Source organism: Peribacillus acanthi (genome assembly GCF_003073175.1).
GTDB lineage: Bacteria > Bacillota > Bacilli > Bacillales > DSM-1321 > Bacillus_BN > Bacillus_BN acanthi.
Genome location: NZ_QBBX01000011.1, coordinates 135,369 through 152,203 on the forward strand (window position 1 = coordinate 135,369; position 16,835 = coordinate 152,203).

The following is a 16,835-nucleotide window of genomic DNA, read 5'->3' on the forward strand; positions in this document are numbered from 1 at the left end:
CCGACTTTACTCTGGTGTATAATATAAACAAACGGTGAAAAAGAGGATTGATATCTTGCTATTTAAAAGCCTAGAGTTCAAAAATGAAGTTGGACAGAAGGTTAAAGTCATTGATATTCCAGTATTGGAGGAAGATAGTACATTTCGATTTATGATTACATCAAGATTGGAATTGTTCATTCGATCCGTTTATCTAGACAAAGGTAAAGCAAGAGTACACTCATTTAAAGAATATCTGCGAAGAACTATGAAGTGGCCTCATTACGAAAAGCTGTTTCAAGAAACCGAGCTGAAAAATAATGCATAAAGAAAAACACCTCAACCTGAGGTGTTTTTCTTATCATTAGCCTTTTGGCATGGGAGTTGGAGTCGGTTTAGCAAAGCCTTCTTTATATTTTTGATCAATATAGTCTCTAATTTCTTTTACGGATTTTCCATCCTTTAATTGTAAAATCGATTCTACCGCTGTCTCCAAGCATACACCACAACGTGTTCCATGATCGTCCCAAACCACTCTGCCATCCTCTTTATTGTCATGAATGAAGCAATCATAGTTATCCCTATGACCAGCAGAATCACCGCATCCACAATAACATGGGATTTGTTCTAAAAGTTCCTTATTATTTGCAGCTGCTAAATATATAGTTTTCATATCTTCAGGCTTTTCGTTCAGAAATTTTGGTGCGATATCCTTAGAAGATGTTGTTTCCTGTAAATCTCCATTTTTCGCATGAGAAGTATGAGCGTTCTCATGGTCCTTATTATTTTTAGTTGTTTCTTCGTTTGATTTAGCACACCCCGTCAATGCAAACCAAAAAACTAAAGAACAGACTATTAACAAATATCTTGCCTTTTTCATTTAATCACCTACTATTCAAAAGTCATGTTCATTTTAACATAACCTAGTTGCGTTTCATATTTGATTTCTCGAATCGTCACTCTTCTTTAATAATTAGACACTTAGTCCTATAAATTCCAATATTTTCATATTAGCGTGTGAAATGCAATATATTGATATGGGGGTGTAATATGGGGAAAAAGGTATTATTTTTCGGTGATTTTGGAATTGATGATATTATTGCGCTTTTATATGCATTATACTGTCCGCAAATCGATGTCATAGGAATTGTGGCAGACTATGGGAATGTGTCAAAATATGATGCAATTCGCAATGTGAAATATTTAATAGAAGCCACGGAGAAAAATGATTTAAAAGTGATCGGTGGAGCAGGAAGAGCTCTAACAGGATACGAACCTATATTTTACCCGACAATCCATGGACCTGAGGGATTAGGCCCATTTCAACCAGAAGACAATAACTTTGATAACAACTTTGAAAATTTCTATGAAATTATTAATATTATTGAAAAATATCCTGATCTGGTGCTAGTGAATGTTGGGAGACTAACATCGTTAGCGACAGCTTTTATACTATTTCCAGAAGTGATGAAAAAGGTTTCCGATATTTATGTGATGGGTGGAGCCTTTAACTATCCAGGCAATGTGACTCCTGTAGCAGAGGCGAATTTTCATGGAGATCCTTTTGCAGCAAACTTAGTATTTACCCTAGCGTCCAGTCCAATCAAAATCATTCCCTTAAATATCACCCAAAGAGCAGTTATTCCACCACATATAATTACTATGTTGGACAATGAATTCACGAAAAAAGGTGATAAGGTTGGGCAAATGATAAAACCGATGTATGACTTTTATTATTCATCCTATAAAGATATGATTCCATCCATTGGAGGAGGTCCAATTCATGACCTTGTCGTCATGTGGGCAGTCGTCGAATCTCAAGAAGTTAAATACAAGAAAGTTCCCGTTTCAATTGTTACACAAACTGGACTGGCTTTTGGCCAAAGTATAGGTGATTTTAGAGAGTTAACGGAAAAAATCAATAGTCCAAACCATTATGTAGGTGTGGACTTTTCATATTGGAAATTTGTAAACTCCTTTGTTCATACACTATTAACGGGGACATGTTAGTCAACTTAAGGGGGAGATTGTTAAATTTTTTATTTTAAAAACTTAAATATGTCTAGTTTGTGAAGTCTATCCAGATTTCTTTTAATAAAAAGCGTAGTTTGTTAATATTAGAGGGTGAAAACATTTTTATTAGGGAAGTCAGAGGATGATTCAGTGATGAAAAAATTAAATACAATGATCTCCATGTTTATAGTGTTGGTATTGATTGTCGGTTGCAGTCCCAAAGGGGTACCAAATGCGAAGAATTGGCAAATCAATGATTTTACATATACTAACCAAGAAAATAAACAGTTTGGATTGCAAGACCTTAAAGGTAAAGTATGGATTGCAGATTTTGTTTTTACTAATTGTACGTCTGTATGTCCACCAATGACTGCAAACATGTCGAAGTTACAAAAAAAGCTGAAAGATGAAGGAATCAAAGATGTAGAGCTCATTTCTTTTAGTATAGATCCAGAAACAGACACACCCGAAGTACTTAAAGACTATGGAAGAAAGTACAATGCTGATTTCTCAAACTGGCACTTTCTTACAGGGTATTCTCAAGCAGAAATTGAAAAATTTGCCCAAGAAGATTTTAAAGCCTTTGTGAAAAAACCAGAATCAGATGATCAAGTTATCCATGGAACAGATTTTTATTTGGTCGACCAAAATGGGAAAATCATTCAATATTATACTGGTTTAGCCGATATTCCAATGGATGAAATCGTAAAGCATATAAAAATATTACAAAATTACTAACAGACGGATATTCCGTCTGTTTTTCTTTTTCTATCCGGCTTAATCAAAAAAGTACAAATATTTATGTGGTAAGTTCCTATTAAATTTCAGTCCCATTTTTTTCTACCAGAGGTTCACAGTAAGAACTACTGATGGTTTTTGTGTATAATGGAATGAATGCCTTTTTTATATAGTATGAATAAAATAACCTATCGTTATAGGAAATTAAAGAGATGGTAGGTGGGAATAATGAGAACACTATTACTTATTTTAGTATCCCTTTTGTCGCTTTCAGCCTGTTCCATATTTCAACCGGAACAAAAAGTGACAACCTTTCATAAAGAGAAGGATACTAAACTCACTTTGAAAAACGAAATTCCTTCGGATTTTTTTCCTTTTGATATACATATCGTTTCATTAGGAGATTCTCTAACGAAGGGTGTTGGATATAGTAAGAATACAGGGGGCTATCAATCTTACTTAATCGATTTATTAAAGAAAGAGAAGCAGTTAAGAAAAGTCACAGTTTCGAATTATGGTGTAAGAGGAAATCGATCTGATCAATTGTTGAAAAAACTAAACAAAGAAGAAATCCAAGAGGATGTACAAAAAGCAGACAGTGTAATCATTACCATAGGTGGAAATGATGTAATGAAAGTGGTTAGGGACCATTATTTGAATTTAAAGTTAATGTACTTTGATGACCAAAAGGAATTATATGAAAAACAATTAATTCAAATATTAAATAAAATCAGATACTTAAATCCTGAAGCAGACGTTTATATTGTTGGTTTATACAATCCATTTTCAAAATGGCTGGTCACTTTAAAGGAACTAGATTTCATTATGGAGGATTGGAATGCTTCCACCCAATCAATCGCATCCAATTATCATGATGTTTATTATGTTGAAATTCAGGATATATTCAATAACTCAAATGAAAATTTGCTATATGAAGAGGATTACTTTCATCCCAATGACCGTGGGTATGAATTGATGGCAGAAAGGATTTATTTTAAATTCAGAAAAGAAACCGTCCAAAAGTATGCTAAGGATAACAAATCCCTTCAATAGTATATAAAGGAGTGACAACATTAGATTGAAACGTAATAATTGGAAAACAGCTTTTTACATTCTATTTGGGATAAATGCCTTACTGCTGATTATTCTTCTAGCGTTTGTCCTTATGCCTGTGCAGGATAAAGAAGTTGAAGAGTATGGAAAAGAACACGCGAATGTGAAATTTCAAGTGAACACCAATAAACGGGATTTAACGACGCTTATCAATTCCTACCTGAAAAAAGAGGGATTGACTGGGCCGATCAATTATCATATTTTTCTCCAGGATGAGGTGGAGTTTTACGGTTCCTTGCCGGCATTCGGAAAGGAAATCCAATTAAAAATGACCTTTGAACCCATTCCTTTGGAGAATGGTGATTTAATTCTCAAACAAAAGACGATGGAATTAGGTAAAGTGAGTCTACCAGTTGGATACATTATGAATTTTTTACAAAAAAAATATAAAACCCCCAATTGGGTATCTATAGATCCGAAAGATGAACAAATCTACGTTGCGCTACAAAAATTAACATTGAAAAGTGATGCAAAAGTAAAAGTGAAAGAATTCGATTTGAAGGAGGATCGTATTTCTTTTGACTTACTAATACCAACGAAATAGCAAAGAACCCGGAAGTCCGGGTTCTTTACTTTTGTTTAACAATTAAGATTTAATCATGGGGATAAAATAATCGCTTCAAGCGCTGGAGTGCCTTCTGCCAAACCTATGGCATAAATCGTATAACCCATGTTTGGAAGGAGAGAAACTGCTGGTAATGACAACACAACACTGTCTGAACCGGCTAATCTCACTTCTAAATCTACTGTTAACGGTGTAACACCTAGATAATCGGTTACTTTCCGGTAAGAGATATTTGAAAATACGACATCTCCCCCTTTAACAGCAACGTCTACTGCAGGTGCGTCAGGAGAAAAATGGACAAACCGAACCTTAGACTCTCCTGATGGAGTATGTGTAGAATCTTCAATCGGTTGCAATGTTAGATTTTTTTTAGCGACTGAACCAATGGCAGCCAATGTATAGCTTTTTCCACCTTCTACATTAATTCGTCTACTGATTACTGTATTGATAGATTCTCCAGTAGGATAAATATCAATATGATAACTACCTTGAGGTAATGGTAAGTATTCAGTCATTCTTTTGTATGGAAAATCCTTTAATATTTTTGTTCCATTTACATAAACATCTACATTAGGCGCATCTGGAGCTGCATGTAGAACACGAATTCTACCTTGGGCACCATTGGGTTGAACACGCTTGTGCTTGTATGCTTCAGCAGCTTTTTGAAGGTTCTTAAAGTGTTTTTGATAATACTCCATATGAAGATCAGGGTTAGTATACTTATAATAATCAGCTAGCATTCCGTACATTGAGGCTTTTTCAAAATATTCCTCGGGTTTTCTGCTGGTCATGTTATGTCTCCCTTCGATAAAATCATTACGTATTATGAATATGCGTAACTACTTGGGCATGTGTCATGTTCTCGTAATAATACTGTTTTAGGCAACATAGTTTACCGATTGACTCCTGAAGGGTAAAATGCTTGCAATGGGTAAATTAACAAAATCGACTTTATGGATAGATTGGAGGAAAACCATTATGACGGAACTTAGAAAAGCAACATTCGCTGGGGGATGCTTTTGGTGTATGGTAAAGCCCTTTGATACTCAACCAGGAATTCATTCTGTACTTTCTGGATATACAGGTGGGACAAAAGAAAACCCTACATACCAGGAAGTTTGTAGGGAAGACACAGGACATTATGAAGCAGTGCAGATTACATATGATCCTAATGTATTTCCATACGAGCAGCTATTAGAAATATTCTGGAGTCAAATCGACCCGACTGATAGTGGAGGGCAATTTTATGATCGTGGACATTCTTATAAAACAGCCATCTTCTATCATGATCAAGACCAGAAAGAAAAGGCGGAAATGTCTAAGAAATTGCTACAGGAAAGTGGACGTTTTTCGAAGCCTATAGTAACGGATATCCTTCCTGCTTCTGTTTTTTACAACGCGGAGGAATACCACCAACACTATTACAAAAAAAATCCTACCCATTACCAGTCCTACCACCGTGGATCTGGGAGGGAAGCTTTTATTCAAAAACATTGGGGGAAAAGTCATGAATAAAGATGGATTAAAAAATAAACTAACTCCTATTCAGTATGAGGTAACTCAAAATAATGGAACGGAGCCACCTTTTAGAAATGAGTTTTGGAACCATGACGCAGAGGGGATATATGTTGATATTGTTTCTGGAAAACCATTATTCTCATCTAAAGATAAATACGATGCAGGGTGTGGCTGGCCAAGCTTCACAAAACCGATTGAGGAAATTGAAGTAATCGAAAAGGCGGATTTTTCCCATGGAATGAGAAGGGTAGAAGTTAGAAGTAAGACTGCAGATTCACATTTAGGACATGTATTTACTGATGGACCTGGTCCAAATGGCTTGCGTTATTGTATAAACTCGGCGGCTTTAAAATTCATCCCAGTCAATAAACTTGAAGAAGAAGGATATGGGGAATATAATAGACTTTTCTTGTGAGAGTAAAGTAAACAACTTAGATTGTACTTGAAAGGGTGTCACTCGTGTTTAAAAAATTATTTGGAAAAAAAGCGGAGCAAAACACCGATGTTTTGACTTCACCAGCAACAGGAAAAATCGTTCCACTTGAAGAAGTACCAGATCCAGTGTTCTCTGAAAAAATGATGGGTGATGGACTTGCAATAGAACCAAGTGAAGGAGTGATTGTAGCTCCAGTGGATGGGAAAGTAATGCAAGTATTCCCAACTAAACATGCACTAGGACTTATAACAAATGCAGGAACTGAAATCCTGATCCATATCGGTTTAGAAACTGTAGGAATGAAGGGTGAAGGCTTTGAAGCGCATGTAAAAGAGGGCGATCTGGTGAAAAAAGGTGATACATTAGTAACCTTTGATCTGAACCTTGTCCGTGAAAGAGCTAAAAGTCTTATTACTCCAATCATCATTACAAACAGTGCTGAAATGCAGTCATTGGAAAAAGCGTCTACAACTGAAGTAGTAAAAGGAGAATCAACGTTTATTACGGTTACTCCTAAATAACGAAAAGGTGCTCATCGATGAGCACCTTTTCGTTATTTGGATGTCATACCACCTGATAAGACAAATTTCATTGCGTCCTCGGCTTTTACTTCTATAACAGTCACTTGATCCTTTGGAACTAAAAATGTAAAACCAGCAACTTGGAAGGTCTGAGGAATGTACACAGCCACATATTCTTTATATTCATTATAAAAATCTCCAACATTCTCACTTGTAATAAATCCAACACTTGTTAAATGGGAATTTGGCTGTTTGATCAGAACCACTTTAGAAAAAGATTTCTTTTCTCCTAAAAACGAGTGGACAGTATCTTTAATGACAGAATAGATAGTCTTTACAATAGGTATTTTGCTTAAAATCCGATCAATAAATCTAAATAAACTGCCTAAAATGAATTGGGTAGAAAGCCATCCAATTAAGGTAATACTAAGGATTGTCAAAATAATGCCAATCCCAGGGATATAATCTTCCTTCATATAACTTCTTAAATAATTTCCTAATAACCCATCAAAAAATACAAACATTTTGTACACTACATAAATGACTGCTGCAATTGGGACAATTAATAAAATACCATTAACAAAATTCTTTAATATACGTTTCATTTTCCACCTCAATGAGTTTCATCAATATTTTTTCTTAAGATGATAGAAGACAAACGAATGACGGACTCATTAGATATATTTCGTTCGCTTTTTTCTCCGGTTACTTCAAAACGGACTGTGTGTAAGTCATTAGACAATCCGTTAGATATATATAAATATCGTTCTCTTTCAAAAGGCCACCAGGTGCTCAATGAAGTATAAAATTCTCCATCGATGATCACATTAACTACGCCTCCATCAGGGCTTCTCAATAATTTTAAACCTAAGACTGAACCATAAAACGAAAATTCTACATAACTACCTTTTTTACTGCTTACTAAATAATTGTTCTGTAATTCAAAGCCCTGTTGTTCGGTAAAATCAGCTAGTACATCAAAGCTCATATCAGTATTTTGCATTAATGGTACCGACAAAGAAGCAACTTTTTTATTTTCATTAGTATGGTTCTTTACTTTGTTCATGATTTCTTCTGCATATAAAGAGTAGCCTAATCCATTTGGATGAATGAGATCCTTTGTCAATTTTGTTACAGGAAGTCCACTTTTTTGGAAAGGAATCCTCATATCTATGTTAATAGCATTATAATGGTTGGATACATTCTCAATCACTTCAGCAAATTCTGGATTAGAAAGGCAGCTTTCGGTAAAGGTAATAATCTCAGCCCCAGGATAAATGGAAAGGGATCTTCGAATTAAAGATTCATATAAGAGACTAAAATCATGAGCCTTCATATATTTTCGATCATTTTCGCCAAATACAATAAATACAGCATCAATAGATGTATCTATAGTTTCGGTTTCCATTTTATATAATCCTTCAAAACTAGTGGCCCCGCTTTGTACAATAAATTTGCCAGAAGCATCTGAGCCATATTCATGCTTTAACAGTCTTTCCATCTGTCGATACCATTTTAAACTCGGCTTCTCCGCACCAGAGCCTCTGCCAATACTATCGCCGATGATTACATAACGAATGGGCATTCCTTTATTTAATTTTTCAAATAGAGTAAGAGAATCAGCCACTTCAGGAAAAGAACTTCCCTTTAAAAAAGTTAATGTCAAAAAGCATGAAATGATTCCCGTAGCTATCCTAAAAATGTTTTTCATGCAGAATCCCACCAAATATTATTCTAGAAATTAGTATTTTATTCAGCTTAATGAATTTAACGATATTAATCAATGTTTTTGATACTCATCAAATATATTTTACTAACTTTTTAAAAAATGGGCGAATGCACATGCAGACAAACACCCGGTTTACATATGTTATGAGTGTAGTAAGACATACAGAAACTTTGAGGAGTGATTAAATATGTATTATGGCGGATATGATCAATGTTGTTACCCAGGTTATGGTTATGGTGGCGGTTGGGGTGGAGGTAGTTTCGCACTAATCGTTGTACTATTTATCCTTTTGATTATCATCGGAGCTTCTTTTGTAAACCACTGCTAATAAATATCGATAAAACCGGCCAAATCGGCCGGTTTATTGTTTGTTTTGAATTAATCAATATTTTTACCAAAAGGGTAGTGAACACAGCTCCATTCCTTAATTAAGTGAATGAAGAAATTTCATCTACCCATAGGGTATCAATGGGAAGGTCTATTAGGTTCAATCAATGGCATGAATTTGGATATTCCCCTTTTATTTTGTGAAAACCAATTTTTTAGATGACATTGTACTAATATCTAATTTTTTTCAATAAAAAAACCGAACAATAAACGTTTACATATAATAAAAGTTCGGTTATAATCAAACTTGTGTTTAATTAAAATTATTTTAAATCATTCGTATATTCTTAGAAATATGGCCTAAGAGTTTCTACAAGGAGCCGAAAATCCTAACTACGAATGGGTGGGACAACTCTACCCATTTGTAGTTAGGATTTATTTGTTTCTATGATTTTACGAAAATAACTATTAAAATTTTTACTATTCAGGAGTGTGCATTATGGAAAATGTTTTTGATTATGAAGATATTCAGTTAATTCCAAATAAATGTGTCGTTAACAGCCGTTCTGAGTGTGATACTACTGTGACACTAGGAGGTCGTCAATTTAAGCTTCCTGTTGTGCCAGCTAATATGCAAACAATTATTGATGAAAAGATTGCCCTTTATCTTGCTGAGAATAATTATTTTTATATAATGCACCGCTTTGAGCCAGAAAAACGTCAATCATTTGTAGAGGATATGCAGGAGAAGGGTCTTTACGCTTCAATTAGTGTTGGAGTGAAGGAAGAAGAATATCAATTCATTGAAGAGCTTGCAAAGGCAGAGCTTATCCCCGAATTCATAACAATTGACATTGCACACGGTCATTCGAATGCTGTCATTAATATGATTCAGCATATTAAAAAATTCCTTCCTAAGAGTTTTGTAATTGCAGGAAATGTGGGTACTCCTGAAGCTGTGCGAGAACTAGAGAATGCTGGTGCTGATGCGACAAAAGTTGGGATTGGTCCTGGTAAAGTCTGTATCACAAAAATTAAAACAGGATTCGGAACTGGAGGTTGGCAGTTGGCAGCTCTTCGTTGGTGTGCAAAGGCAGCCACTAAACCAATTATTGCTGATGGTGGAATACGAACACACGGTGATATTGCCAAATCAATTCGTTTCGGTGCATCGATGGTCATGATTGGCTCCCTTTTTGCCGGACATGAAGAATCGCCAGGCGAAACCATCGAAATAGATGGAAAGTATGTGAAAGAATATTTTGGATCTGCTTCTGAATATCAAAAAGGGGAAAAAAAGAACGTTGAAGGTAAGAAAATGTACGTGGAGCATAAAGGCTCATTACAGGATACGTTAACTGAAATGGAACAAGATCTACAATCTTCTATTTCATATGCAGGTGGAACTACTTTAGACTCTATTCGTCACGTAGATTATGTTATTGTCAAAAACTCTATTTTTAATGGAGATAAAGTATATTAAGGCCATATTTTAAAAAAGCTTCTAAAGTTTAGAATATATATTTTTATGGTGAAAATTAGCTGGACAAGCACTACAGCATACTTAATCCACAGTGATTAAATATGCTGTTTTTTTATTTTGTCAAATTGTATGTGCGAACCTATCATCTTCTGATTCTCTCCCTAATAAGGTACTGCGTCTTTGGTAATTCGAATAGTTATTAAAGTATAATAAGTTTTACTCTATTAATAATCTTTATAGAATTCTCAATCCTAAAGCACCCGAAACTAAAAACGTTATTACCAATGCTCTTTTTTTATCTCTTATCATTTTTCTGTTATGATAAAAAGAACCATAAGATTATTTTTATTAAAAGCACTAGATAAAAGGAGCTACGTATGAATATTACGCAATTAAAAACCTTTTATGATAATAAACAATATCAAGCAGCTCTGGACATTATATTAGCTGAAATAGATGAAATCATAAAAATTGGAAAAATCTCATTTTTAAAGAAAAAGTTGAATGAATTGACTGATGAAAATTCGTTTCACACGGTCATAAGAGTGTTAGACCATGGATTGATGTATCACTATAGTAATCTCTTATCACGATTCGCCCATAAAAAGTTTGCTTCTGTACAAACCCTGGCATGGATTGCAGATGACTTAATGGATCAAGGGAAATATTTGGAGGCGGCTAACGAGCTTCAAAGAAAAATTGAAGAATCAGATATGGATGCTCTTTCAATTGAAAAACAAGGAAGAGTTTATTTTGCACTTGCTCGTGTATTAATAGAGTTAAAACAGTACGATGAAGCTAAAGAACAGTTGAGAAAAATTGAAACCCTGTCTGGCCAAAAGGTCATAGATAAGTGGGGTTATTTTCATCTTCACAGTGGGGACCGCAAGAAAGCCGTTCAGGTATTGGAGGCAGGACTTGATGATTGTAAGTTCGGCCATATTTGCTATTTATTACTGACTGACGCACTTGCTTCAGATGGTCACCATGAATTGGCTCTTAAATATTTGGAAGATGGAGAAAAAAAATATCCTGAAGTACCTAGTTTCCTTCTTGAAAAGGTTAGGAGATATCGTGACCTTAGAAGATGGGGATCAATGATGCAGACGATTCAACTAATTGATTCTTCTTTGCCATATCATATATTTAAAAAATATTTTGCAAAGTTAACGGCAGACTATTTATTTGAGAGCGAACAATATATTGAATTAAAAGCTCACTTAGAAATGAACAGCAATTTAAAAGAGCTTCCTTATAAACAGATAGAAATTAATAGAGAAAAAAAGATGATTTCTATTATTCCAATTGTACAAAAAAGTAATTATTGTGTTCCTGCAAGCCTTGAAATGATCCTTGGTAAGCATGGTGTTAGGATGGACCAGGATGAAATTGCTGAAAAGATATTTGATGTGACTGGCTCAAAGCTTTCTACTACCGTTGAATTTTGGGAATCGGTTGGCTTCAGTTGTCGTTTTTTCATCGCAACCCTTGAAAAGGTTAAGGAATTAATTAAACAGGAAATACCGATTCTTTTGAGCGTGGATTTCGAGCAAATGTCTCATGTTCAAGTCATTACTGGCTTTGACGATCGGATTCAAAGTTTGTATATCCAGGACCCTAACATGCTTGAACCAATGATAGTGACGTATGAAGATTATGAACGGATTTATTTGAATACTTCATATATGGCAATAACGGGCGTATTAAAAAATGAAGTTGAAAAAATATCTGTATTATCAGAGTCAGAAGACCAATATTTTAGAAAGCTGCATGAACTTGCTGAAAAAATTGATCAAGATGAGGAAGGATATTATAAAATTTTCTTCTCATTTTTAGATCAACATTTTGATATTCTTTATACTCCATTGTATGTTGTAAAGCATTTGGCCCACGAAGAATCAAAAGAGCTTTTTGAAAAGAGTCGAGTATTCCTAATGGATAAATATCCTGAGGATGATAGCATCCGTATGCATATTGCTCAAGGACTAAGTCGTTATGGCAAGCTTGATGAAGCGATTGAGCTTCTAGAAAGTGTTAAAACAAAAACGAATAGCCCGATGTATCATTATTTAAAGGGACGGATTGCCCTTGATCAAGATGACTATTATGAAGCGAAGACTGAATTTGAAGCTTCATTAAAATTAGATAGTGACCAACACATCACCTGGAGCTATTTCGCACTTGCGAATCTTTATAGTAAAGATTTGAAAAGTGCATTATTGGCGTCTGAGATGTCATTGAAACTCCATAGCGAAGAGATTTTTGGATTAATTAACCATGCTGTAATATTAATGGAAGCAGAGCGGTTTGAAGAAGCAAAGTCTTTTTTGATAGCTTTACTTGGAAAAGAAGGTGGAGATGAAGCATACCTTTGGTTCCAAATCGGAAAAACTGAAGAGGGTCTTCATCGGGTGGAAGATGCTGAAAATGCATATTTAAAATCTAAAGATCTGGATCCGAAATTACCTTTCTCATATTTAAACTTAGCGGACTTATATGAATTTGGTATGAACGACCTTGAAAAAACTGAGTTCATCTTAAAAGAAGGTGTAGAAGCTTCACCTGAAGCAGATGAAATATACAATCGACTAGGTCATTTTTATCGTGTCCATGAAAAGTTAGAAAAAGCTTGCGAAACGTTCCGACGTTCCATTGAACTATATCCAGAAGAAGTATTTTTATATCTTGGATATGGAGATGCGTTGAAGGAAGCAGGAAAGATCGAAGAGGCTAAAGATTTCCTTATAAATGCTGAAGAAAGATTTGAAGGCAATAGTGAGTTTTATGTTAATGTAGGTAAGCTCTTATGGGATATTTGTGACGAGCAGAACGCGAATGAATTAGAGAAAATTCATGCATTAGAAACGATGGAAAAAGGACTTCTTCTAATGCGAGGCAATTTTGAGGAAGCTCTTGATATTTACGTTGATATTATTTTGAGACATGGTTATCTTGAAAGAGGTCTCGATACCTTTGAAAGACTAATAGATAAAAAACCTGTATTTAAATATGTATTTTTAACCTATAAAGGCATTGTCCTGGATGAACAAAATGATTTGTCATCATTGGATCTATATAAAGAATCCTTGTCCTTACAAGAAGATTCATTCACATACTTTCGTTTAGGGGAAGTTTATTACCGATTGGAAGAGATGGAGAAAGCGCAGGATGCATATCTATCTTGTTTGGAATTGAATCCATCCGAAGCAAGAGCTTTAATAAAACTTGCTGAGCTTCATGCTATTAAAGAGGAACATGAACAAGAATTATTTTATTTAAAACGGTTATTCGATGAAGAACCTTCTATGTTAAATGTAGAGTATTTCTTATCAATTTGTGAAAAAGAAGACATTGAATCGTTTATTTCACAATTGAATAAGATGAAAGGAAGCTCACCTGAGACATGGAGATTAAATAGCCTTGCATATGCAAATGGGGCTTTAGGGCATGACAAACAAGAACTTAATTGGATTGATAATGGATTAAAGTTAGACCCGAAAAATGAGGATTTACTATGGCATAAGGTAAAATGGTTGAATGTACATGATTTCAATAAAGAAGCAAGAGTCATTCTCCTACAATTAATTTCAACTAATCCAATGAATGAAGAGTACTTTGAAAAGTTGACTAGAATAGACTATTCTACTGGCAAGTGGCTTACTATATCGGACACTTTGAAAAAACTACAAATTAATAATGAAACTGCAAGTGTTGCCTATCTTGCAATTGCGAATAGTTTACAAACTTTAGTGTTGGCCGATATGGAAGATGAACATCAACATAGTATTTTTAAGAGATTGTTCCATAAGGTTACTAAAGGCCCGAAACAAATTGCCAAATTGGGCGTAGTGATTGACTTATATGAAAAAGCCATTGAATATGATGTCACGAATGTGGATGCTTATATGGATTTTGCAAGCTTCTATGAGGAAACTAACCTTAACGAAGAAAGCATCAGTATTTTGGAAAAAGGAATAACGCATACAGATGATTTTGATTTAAGATACCGACTAGCCTATCAACATTTTATCATTACTGAAGAATCAGAAGATCCAAATTATCACATGGACCGAGCGATAGAGATTATGGAAGCTCTCACTGTGGATTTCTCTCAAGATCTTCGTGCCTGGTTATTTTATTCTGACCTACTACTTAGAGCGAACCGGACGAATACAGCAGAAAAAGTGACGAGGAGTATAATTCATCAATTTCCGAATAGTGGAGACGGTTTTGCAATGAGGGCAAGATTTTATTCATCAAAGGGGAATGTTGAAGAAAGTTTTAAAACCATCGAATTGGGTCTACAAGTTGATCCTGACAATACTGATTTATATTTTGAATTAAGTAATCATTACTTTAAACAAGGCGATGCAAAAAAAGCCCTTGAAATTAGTAGACATATTTTAAGTCTTGATGAGAATTATTTAGCTGCTGAATATAATGTAGGTTGTGGGTTATGTCTATTAGGGCATTACGATGAAGCGATAAATGTCCTTCAAGCTGTTTTTGAAAAAGATGACTCCGAATATTTCTGGAACTTGGCGTTGGAAGATGACGATTTGAATCCTATAAAAAATGAGTTGTTTTATGAAGACTAGATTCATAAAAAAAGTGCTGTTTAATAAAATTTAAACAATTGGAAAGGTTGATTCCCTATTTAACTATGGGGAATCAACCTTTTTCGTGTATGATGAAATGGTTAAATCTACAAATTTAAAGAATATAAAACAATCCTAGAAAAGTTTTTATATTAAAGGAGGGTTTGTATGAAAAGGAAATTATGGATTAATGGTAAGGAAATCGATTCGAATTCCTATTACCGATTACATTCACCATATGATGATTCATTATTGGCAGAAGTGGCTATTGCTGATTTAGAACAGGTGAATGCAGCCATTTCTTCAGCCTGCATGGCATCAAAACTTTTGAGAGAAATGCCTGCCCACCAGCGAGCTAGCATCCTTGAAAAAGTCGTGGAATTGTTGACGGAACAAAGGTTAGAATGTGCTCAAATCATTTCTAATGAAGCATCAAAACCAATTAGGGCGGCAATAGGGGAAGTCGATCGAACAATCATGACTTATAAGTTTGCAGCCAATGAAGCCCGAAACATTCATGGGGAGACCATACCGTTGGATGGAGCACCTGGTGGTGAAGGAAGGATGGCATTTACTATACGCGAACCACTAGGGGTAATTGGGGCGATTACACCATTTAATTTCCCGATGAACCTGGTTGCACATAAAGTAGGCCCTGCCATAGCAGCCGGCAATGCTGTTGTATTAAAACCAGCAAGTCAAACACCAATGTCAGCATATAAAATTGCGGAATTTTTCCATCAAGCAGGGTTACCAGCTGGCGCTCTAAACGTTATAACAGGCAGCGGCAAAACAATCGGCGATGCTCTCGTTACTGATGATAGAATGAAAATGATCACTTTCACCGGTAGTCCTTCAGTTGGGAAGAGAATAAGGGAAAAAGCAGGTTTGAAAAAAGTGACATTGGAACTAGGATCAAATTCGGCTGTAATAATAGATAAAAACATCAATCTTTCAGAGGTTGTCCCAAGAATTGTAACAGGTTCTTTCGTTTATCAAGGACAAGTTTGTATTTCCGTTCAAAGAATCTATGTCCATGAAGAAATAGTACAGGATTTTGCCAATCTGTTTGTTGAGGAAACCAAAAAGTTAACGATGGGTCACCCATCAGATGAGAGTACGGATATTTCTTCTATGATTTCTAAAGAAGATGTATTACGAGCTAAAACTTGGATAGATGAAGCTGTTCAAAATGGCGCGAGACTCCTTTTTGGCGGCGACATTGAAAACAATGTACTTTGCCCTACTGTTTTATTTCAGGTAAAGGATTCCGATAAAGTTTCATGTGAAGAAATATTCGCTCCAGTGGTCTCCATAAATTCCATTTCCTCTATTGAAGAAGGAATTGAACGAGTGAATTCCTCTAAATATGGTTTGCAGGCAGGAATATATACAAAGGATATCCAAATTGCCTTTCATGCTGCAAAAGCTCTGGAGGTAGGAGGAGTTATGATAAATGATTTTCCGACATTCCGAGTAGACCATATGCCATATGGTGGGGTTAAAGAGAGTGGAACTGGACGAGAAGGGATTCGTTACGCGGTAGAAGAAATGACAGAATTGAAATTGATAAGTTTTAAGCTATAACACAGGAAATAATCGGTAATATAAAGTGTCTCAATGTAATAAGGTTGTTTTCGAGGCTGACTCAAAAGGTTGAAAACCACTTGAGTCAGCCTCTTTTTAGGCTCTATAATATTTGTTGGGGTATAGACACTATTTAGAATGCATAAAAAAACACGCAAACCCCTCATTCTTTTATACTTGAATTGTCGAGAAACAAGTCTAAAGAATGGAGTTGCGTGTAAATGAATT

16 protein-coding genes and 1 riboswitch are annotated in these 16,835 nt (G+C 35.1%); of the genes, 12 read left to right on the forward strand and 4 right to left on the reverse strand.

The window, feature by feature from the left end:
- Positions 1-55 precede the first annotated feature (55 nt).
- On the forward strand, positions 56-307 hold the full coding sequence (locus tag DBX25_RS12910) for a DUF2535 family protein (RefSeq protein ID WP_108671214.1): 252 nt from the start codon (positions 56-58) through the stop codon (positions 305-307).
- Positions 308-343: 36 nt separating this feature from the next.
- Here DBX25_RS12910 and DBX25_RS12915 read toward each other — a convergent pair whose 3' ends face one another.
- The gene (locus DBX25_RS12915) at positions 344-859 is read right to left on the reverse strand and encodes a PCYCGC motif-containing (lipo)protein (protein WP_108671215.1); all 516 of its coding nucleotides are present in this window, start codon (positions 857-859) and stop codon (positions 344-346) included.
- A gap of 170 nt (positions 860-1,029) precedes the next feature.
- Here DBX25_RS12915 and DBX25_RS12920 point away from each other — a divergent pair, with 170 nt between their 5' ends.
- The 4 genes from DBX25_RS12920 (at position 1,030) to DBX25_RS12935 (ending at position 4,387) form a co-directional block, all read left to right on the forward strand.
- Positions 1,030-1,989 (forward strand): nucleoside hydrolase, encoded by a 960-nt coding sequence (locus DBX25_RS12920; protein WP_108671216.1) that lies wholly within the window; start codon positions 1,030-1,032, stop codon positions 1,987-1,989.
- A gap of 156 nt (positions 1,990-2,145) precedes the next feature.
- Positions 2,146-2,730 (forward strand): SCO family protein, encoded by a 585-nt coding sequence (locus DBX25_RS12925; RefSeq protein WP_108671217.1) that lies wholly within the window; start codon positions 2,146-2,148, stop codon positions 2,728-2,730.
- A gap of 228 nt (positions 2,731-2,958) precedes the next feature.
- The gene (locus tag DBX25_RS12930) at positions 2,959-3,783 is read left to right on the forward strand and encodes an SGNH/GDSL hydrolase family protein (protein WP_108671218.1); all 825 of its coding nucleotides are present in this window, start codon (positions 2,959-2,961) and stop codon (positions 3,781-3,783) included.
- Positions 3,784-3,808: 25 nt separating this feature from the next.
- Positions 3,809-4,387, forward strand: coding sequence for a YpmS family protein (locus tag DBX25_RS12935; RefSeq protein WP_108671219.1), 579 nt, complete (start codon positions 3,809-3,811; stop codon positions 4,385-4,387).
- Positions 4,388-4,440: 53 nt separating this feature from the next.
- Here DBX25_RS12935 and DBX25_RS12940 read toward each other — a convergent pair whose 3' ends face one another.
- On the reverse strand, positions 4,441-5,199 hold the full coding sequence (locus DBX25_RS12940) for a DUF4397 domain-containing protein (RefSeq protein WP_108671220.1): 759 nt from the start codon (positions 5,197-5,199) through the stop codon (positions 4,441-4,443).
- Positions 5,200-5,386: 187 nt separating this feature from the next.
- Between DBX25_RS12940 and msrA the strand changes: the two genes are divergently transcribed.
- From msrA to DBX25_RS12955, 3 genes are read left to right on the forward strand one after another with little or no spacing between them, the layout of a single operon-like run.
- Positions 5,387-5,923, forward strand: a complete 537-nt coding sequence (msrA, locus tag DBX25_RS12945; protein ID WP_108671221.1) for a peptide-methionine (S)-S-oxide reductase MsrA — start codon at positions 5,387-5,389, stop codon at positions 5,921-5,923.
- Positions 5,916-6,341 (forward strand): peptide-methionine (R)-S-oxide reductase MsrB, encoded by a 426-nt coding sequence (msrB, locus tag DBX25_RS12950; RefSeq protein ID WP_108671222.1) that lies wholly within the window; start codon positions 5,916-5,918, stop codon positions 6,339-6,341. The genes msrA and msrB overlap by 8 nt, the downstream gene beginning before the upstream one ends.
- Before the next feature lie 44 nt (positions 6,342-6,385).
- Complete coding sequence (locus tag DBX25_RS12955; protein ID WP_108671223.1) at positions 6,386-6,883, forward strand: PTS sugar transporter subunit IIA; 498 nt, start codon at positions 6,386-6,388, stop codon at positions 6,881-6,883.
- Positions 6,884-6,915: 32 nt separating this feature from the next.
- Here DBX25_RS12955 and DBX25_RS12960 read toward each other — a convergent pair whose 3' ends face one another.
- Together DBX25_RS12960 and DBX25_RS12965 are read right to left on the reverse strand one after the other, a co-directional pair.
- Entirely contained in the window at positions 6,916-7,488 is a 573-nt protein-coding gene (locus DBX25_RS12960) for a DUF502 domain-containing protein (RefSeq protein ID WP_108671224.1), read from the reverse strand.
- 8 nt (positions 7,489-7,496) lie between these two features.
- Positions 7,497-8,594, reverse strand: a complete 1,098-nt coding sequence (locus DBX25_RS12965; protein WP_108671225.1) for an SGNH/GDSL hydrolase family protein — start codon at positions 8,592-8,594, stop codon at positions 7,497-7,499.
- Between the two features lie 205 nt (positions 8,595-8,799).
- Here DBX25_RS12965 and DBX25_RS12970 point away from each other — a divergent pair, with 205 nt between their 5' ends.
- From DBX25_RS12970 to DBX25_RS12985, 4 genes are all read left to right on the forward strand, one after another.
- Positions 8,800-8,940: a YjcZ family sporulation protein gene (locus DBX25_RS12970; RefSeq protein ID WP_108671226.1), complete on the forward strand. Its 141-nt coding sequence runs from the start codon at positions 8,800-8,802 to the stop codon at positions 8,938-8,940.
- A gap of 316 nt (positions 8,941-9,256) precedes the next feature.
- Positions 9,257-9,355: riboswitch (purine riboswitch) on the forward strand.
- Between the two features lie 83 nt (positions 9,356-9,438).
- Positions 9,439-10,422, forward strand: a complete 984-nt coding sequence (gene guaC / locus DBX25_RS12975; protein WP_108671227.1) for a GMP reductase — start codon at positions 9,439-9,441, stop codon at positions 10,420-10,422.
- A gap of 377 nt (positions 10,423-10,799) precedes the next feature.
- Positions 10,800-15,020 carry a C39 family peptidase gene (locus DBX25_RS12980; protein ID WP_108671228.1) on the forward strand — a complete coding sequence of 1,407 codons (4,221 nt, stop codon included), beginning with the start codon at positions 10,800-10,802 and terminating at the stop codon, positions 15,018-15,020.
- A 168-nt stretch (positions 15,021-15,188) separates the two neighbouring features.
- Positions 15,189-16,607 carry an aldehyde dehydrogenase family protein gene (locus tag DBX25_RS12985; RefSeq protein WP_108671229.1) on the forward strand — a complete coding sequence of 473 codons (1,419 nt, stop codon included), beginning with the start codon at positions 15,189-15,191 and terminating at the stop codon, positions 16,605-16,607.
- Positions 16,608-16,835: the final 228 nt, after the last annotated feature.